The organism is Tepidiphilus sp. HLB4 (assembly GCF_054823945.1).
Map to the genome: position 1 here is coordinate 1 of NZ_JSYB01000082.1, position 4,819 is coordinate 4,819.

The window sequence follows — 4,819 nt, forward strand, 5'->3', positions numbered from 1 at the left end:
GAATTTACAGAAAGGATGGTACACAACCTTCGCCCGAGCGCAATCCGCTCGGTCGAGCGCAGCGCCTCTACGTCAGCCTTGACCTCAGGCACCGAGAGTTCCTGCGCGAACTGATTCCATCGCACGGAGAACGACAGTACCCTCTCGTGCAATCGCACATAGCGATGCACATGTACCCAATCCTCGACTGCTTGGGGCGGTAGTCCGGACACGCGGATGGCACCCACCTGTTCCTTCGCATCACCGTTGCCAAAGCTCATCAACCCGAAGGGCTTTCCCGTCTCGCGCGCCCGCTCGATGGCTTGGATGACCTTCGGGTTGCCCAATGCTTCGGCGGGCAACGCCACAGGCCGCTGCAGGAATGCCGCGCGAGCCTGCACCAGTTCGTCGACCTCGGCCAGCAGTGCCTTCAGCGCCTCCTGTTCGCTGGCGAAGTCCGGGCGTCGGCACTTGGCTCGCAGATCGAAGACCCAGGGGCTCTCCAATTCTTCCAGGTGGTGCACGATCTTGAGCACCTGGTCGACTGCCGCGAGCATGCGGCGGGCTTCATCGAGCACCTCGGGCGTCAAGGCACGCAGCGCCAGCAATTCGCCGTCGGCCTCAGCACCATCGATTTCGCGAATACCCACGAGAGCGTCGTGCAGCTTGGCCACCTCTTCGGTAGGGAAGAGCCCGAAGCTCGAGGGCAGCCGTGAAGAGACGTAGATGAGGTCGGTTCCCAGTCGGCGGCGGGCATCTCTGAGCGTCTGTGCCTCGGCGTCGCTCAGGGGCGGGGCGTGCTCCGGCAATAGCGTCAGATCGTCGTCGAACCAGTCGTGCTGTTGTTGGCCGCAGACGACCAGCTCGGCCATCTTCTGCGCGCGCATCTGCACGCCATCGACCTCGATGCCCGCCAACTGCTGAACGGCAATCTGGTCAACGCGCTTGTCGATACGGGCGATCTCGGCGTGTGCGGCGTCGATCAGCTGCTTGCAGCGCTCAATCTCGTCTTGTATGGCGCGTGCGTTGAGCTGCGACAGGTTGTGGATGATGGCCTCGATGGAGGCCTGGAACTGCCGCATCCCTTCCTTGTCGCCTGAAAGCAGCGCCACTGTCAGTGGCCGCACGTCCTCCGGGATCTTCTCCTGCAGCACGGACAACGCATGCTCGCCCTTGGATGTCACCAGCACCTTGCGCCCAGTGGCGAGGTAGTGACAGATGATGTTGGCGATCGTGTGCGTTTTGCCGGTGCCTGGCGGCCCTTGGACGCAGACGCCAGGAGCGCGCTCGAGCATCTCGACGATGGTCTCCTGCTCTTGGTTATAGGGCAGCGGGAAGTAGAGTTCGCGCGGCTCACCCTTGGCACTGCTGCCGCTGCATAGGCCTCGAAACGAGATGGCCTCGTACTTGACGACCTCATCAGAGGGCGGCGTCACGAGGCAAGCAGGGCCGGCAGGTATCGCATCGCCTGCTTGCAGGCGTGCTTTTAGACGACGGATGTCCTCGACCAGGAAGTTGGCCGAGCGCGGACGAACGAACAACACCCATCCGGCCGTGACGAGCAGTTGGTCGGACGGAGTGGGTAAGTCTTGATAGGCCGGGTCGTAGCGCCCCGCCTTGTCGAGGCTTCCGGCGACGAGCTTCAAGATGGGCTCGAAGCTGCCGATGTCGAACGGCGTGAGCGTGCGTTCCGAGTCGCTCTCCAGGAGCACCTTGGCCTGCTTCTCGACTTCGGCCGCTCCCATGACTTGACAGGCGCCAAAGGCGTCGAACTCCAGGCGCGGGGCCACGGCCCTGGGGCGCACCGAAATCGTGTGCGTCTGGGGGTCGAGGTCAATCTCGACGACTTGTGTCAGCAGCGGGTACTGGTAGTCGACGCTGACGCCCTTGCCGTTTCCGTCCTCCGTGCGCGTGCCGGTGAACTTCCAGGCCGACACGCCCATGCCCCAAACCAGTTCCCATGGGTTGGAGGTCTCCTCGGCTTCGAGCCGACCCTTGAGCATGAAGAGATCGCCATAGAGTGCGATGGTGCGGCGCCGGGGTTTCTCCCCTTCGGCCCAGGCCTGCCAAAGCGGTATGTAGTCCGTCAAGGCTCTCGTGACGCGCTCGCGGCGATGCTTGTCGCGAGTGGCCGCGACCTCCTCACTCATCGTACGTCTGTCAGCTGCGAATCGATGTTGCAGCGCCTGCTCGTTGAGGGTCGGCACGGGCCCGCTCGGATCGTCGGAATAGGTGATATAGGGCCGCGCCTCCTCGTCAGGAGCAGGTGGCGAGGTGGACGCGAGGCGCGCAACCTGCAGCCAGATGTGGTCGCCTTCGACCTTGCGATCAAGGTCGACGCCGGGCAGCCCGGCCAGGTCTTTTGGGAAGCGCCTGAAGTCGGAGGCGCCTGTGAGAACGTAGGCCCTGGGGTCGATCTCCTTGCCCTGCTCGACGATGTAATCGAGCAGGCGTGTAAGCAAACCGTGTTGCGGGGTCGTCGGCATCAGTCTTCCCTGGGCTGTTCTTCTTTGACGGCAGCGGGCACGGCTATGTGGTGGCGCTTGACGTACTCGAGGATGGCGACCTCGAACACGTTGGCCAACGAGCGGCGCTCGGCCTCGGCGGCGGCCACCCATGCACGCCTGACTTCAGGCGTGAGTTTGATGGTCGCGACTTCGGTCTTGCGTCTGACTCGCGGCATCGCTTTGGTCCCATTCGGTGTTGCAAAAGTATTGCCCTGAAGACGTGCGTTCGTCAATGACGGGAAGAGTTGGGGAAGAAACTCTCGACGCCGAGTTCGAGCGTCTTGATCTCGTGTTGCACGCGCTGCAGAAAGCGCAGGTTTTGCGCCAAGTCGCGGGCCGTGCGGACCCGCCTCTCGGCGAGCCACTTGAGCGCGGAAGGGGTCTTTTTCACGTCGGGCTCACCCACTTACTTCGGTCGCCGTTGCAAGGCAGTCTCCGACCGCAACCCGGGGTCTCTAAGTCCTTGTCAGACAAGGAGGTGGCCTCTGGTTCCCACCACGGGCCGCAGAGAAAAACCGAGAACAGAGAGGCGCTGTCGGGGCGGAAACGGCGCTCGGACGGCGCGCGCGTCCGCAAGGCGCCGCCCGGAAACCGCGCCAATACTGGCGTTGCGGGCATGAAAAAAGGCCAACCGAGATCGGTTGGCCTTGGGGTATTGGTGGAGCCGGGGTCCGCCATTCCCATGTAATGTGCAATTTCTCGTCGTTTCAAATAGTATTGTAAATCAAGACACTTAGGCTATAATCTGTCTCATCGTGTTTCGTCATGCGTCGTAAAATGATAAGGCAAGCGATAAGGCAGAATTTATGCCAAAGGTAATCAACCGGCTCACCCCCCGGGCGCTGGCGAGGTTGCCGGACGGCTACCACGCCGACGGACGCAATCTCTACTTGCGGGTGCGCGGCGTCTCGCGTAGCTGGGTACTGCGCTACCGGTTCAATGGCAAGATCAACGAGCTAACCCTTGGGCCGGCTGATGTGCTGGCGCTGGCCGATGCGCGGGAAAAGCGCGACGAGCTCTTGCGCGTGCTCAAGCTCGAAAAGCGTGACCCGGCCGAGACGCTGCGCGTGAAACGTCATGTCGCGCTCACCTTCGCCGAATGCGCCGCCAGGCTCATCGAGGCCAAGCGCGCCGAATGGACGAACGCCAAGCACGTGCAGCAATGGGAAAACACCCTTGCGCAGTTCGCCTTCCCCGTCATCGGGCATCTTCGCCCTGCCGAGGTCGAGACGCGCCACGTGCTCGCCATCCTCGAGCCGATATGGACGACGAAGACCGAGACGGCATCGCGCCTACAGCAACGCATCGCGGCCGTGCTCGACTGGGCGGCGGCCCACGGACTGCGCGGCGGCGAGAACCCGGCGCGGTGGAAAGGCCATCTCGACAAGCTGCTACCGGCCCCGTCCAAGGTGGTCGAAGGCGAGAACATGCCCGCGCTCGACTACGCCGAGGCCGCCGACTTCTGGCGGGTGCTCGACGCCAAGACGAGCATGGCCGCCCGGGCGCTTGCGCTGCTCATCCTCACGGCCGTTCGCCCCCTCAACGTGCGCTTTGCCCAATGGCAAGAGTTTGACTTCGAGGCGCGCGTCTGGCGCATCCCCGGCGCCAGCGACTACGGGCAACGAATGAAGACCAAGCGCCCCCACGCCGTGCCCCTGTCGGCGGCCGCGCTCGCGCTGCTGAACACCCTGCCACGCTTTACCGATTGTCCTTGGGTGTTCCCATCGCGCGGCGGCAAGCCTTTGTCGGACATGGCGCTGACGAAACTATTGCGCGACCTGCACGCGGCCAAGCACGCGGCCGACGGCGTGGGTTGGATCGACCGGCGCCAGGGTGGGCGCGTCATCGTGGCCCACGGCTTTCGCGCCACCTTTCGCACCTGGGGCGAGAACGAGACCCACTACCCCCGCGCACTGCTCGAAGACGCGCTCGCGCATGACTACAAAGGCGAGGTCGAAGCCGTCTATGCCCGCGGCGACCTTGTCGAGAAGCGGCGGCCGCTGATGGAGCAATGGGCAAGGTTCGTCACTACAGGAGCAAACGACGATGGTCGATGACTTGAAACGGTGGCGCAACATCCCCGACGACTTCGTTTTGCCGGTGCCCGAGGTGGCGCGCATCTTGGACGTGTCGGAAGAGGCGATCTATGCGGGCGCGACGAACGGCTTTTATTTTTTGGTTGCGCCGTGCGATCGACCAGCTCTAGCCGTTGATTTTACTTTTTCTTTGGGTAAAGAGTATTCAAGTGAAGAAGAGATGAATGAAGATATTTTTTCTTGGGAAAAATGGCCACAATGGATAGATGTCAGGTCCCGGACGATTGCGTGGCACTT

The 4,819-nt window shown here is 62.8% G+C and carries 5 protein-coding genes; 2 read left to right on the plus strand and 3 right to left on the minus strand.

Annotation, left to right across the window (positions count from 1 at the left end; translation table 11 throughout):
- The 3 genes from OA56_RS09930 to OA56_RS09940 all read right to left on the minus strand — a co-directional run.
- Positions 1-2,465: AAA domain-containing protein (locus OA56_RS09930; protein WP_461585060.1), on the minus strand; the 2,465-nt coding region annotated here is incomplete at its 3' end.
- Positions 2,465-2,662, minus strand: a complete 198-nt coding sequence (locus OA56_RS09935) for a hypothetical protein (RefSeq protein WP_037411672.1) — start codon at positions 2,660-2,662, stop codon at positions 2,465-2,467. The genes OA56_RS09935 and OA56_RS09930, both read right to left, overlap by 1 nt.
- A 53-nt stretch (positions 2,663-2,715) precedes the next feature.
- Positions 2,716-2,877 carry a hypothetical protein gene (locus OA56_RS09940; protein ID WP_461585062.1) on the minus strand — a complete coding sequence of 54 codons (162 nt, stop codon included), beginning with the start codon at positions 2,875-2,877 and terminating at the stop codon, positions 2,716-2,718.
- Positions 2,878-3,292: 415 nt separating this feature from the next.
- Between OA56_RS09940 and OA56_RS09945 the strand changes: the two genes are divergently transcribed.
- Together OA56_RS09945 and OA56_RS09950 are read left to right on the plus strand one after the other, a co-directional pair.
- Positions 3,293-4,543 (plus strand): tyrosine-type recombinase/integrase, encoded by a 1,251-nt coding sequence (locus OA56_RS09945; protein ID WP_461585064.1) that lies wholly within the window; start codon positions 3,293-3,295, stop codon positions 4,541-4,543.
- The coding region (locus OA56_RS09950; RefSeq protein ID WP_461585066.1) for a hypothetical protein at positions 4,533-4,819 on the plus strand (287 nt) is incomplete at its 3' end. The genes OA56_RS09945 and OA56_RS09950, both read left to right, overlap by 11 nt.

Coding starts and splice junctions, on each gene's coding strand:
- OA56_RS09935 (WP_037411672.1), bottom strand. CDS start 2,662: ATGCCGCGAGTCAGACGCAAGACCGAAGTCGCGACCATCAAACTCACG.
- OA56_RS09945 (WP_461585064.1), top strand. CDS start 3,293: ATGCCAAAGGTAATCAACCGGCTCACCCCCCGGGCGCTGGCGAGGTTG.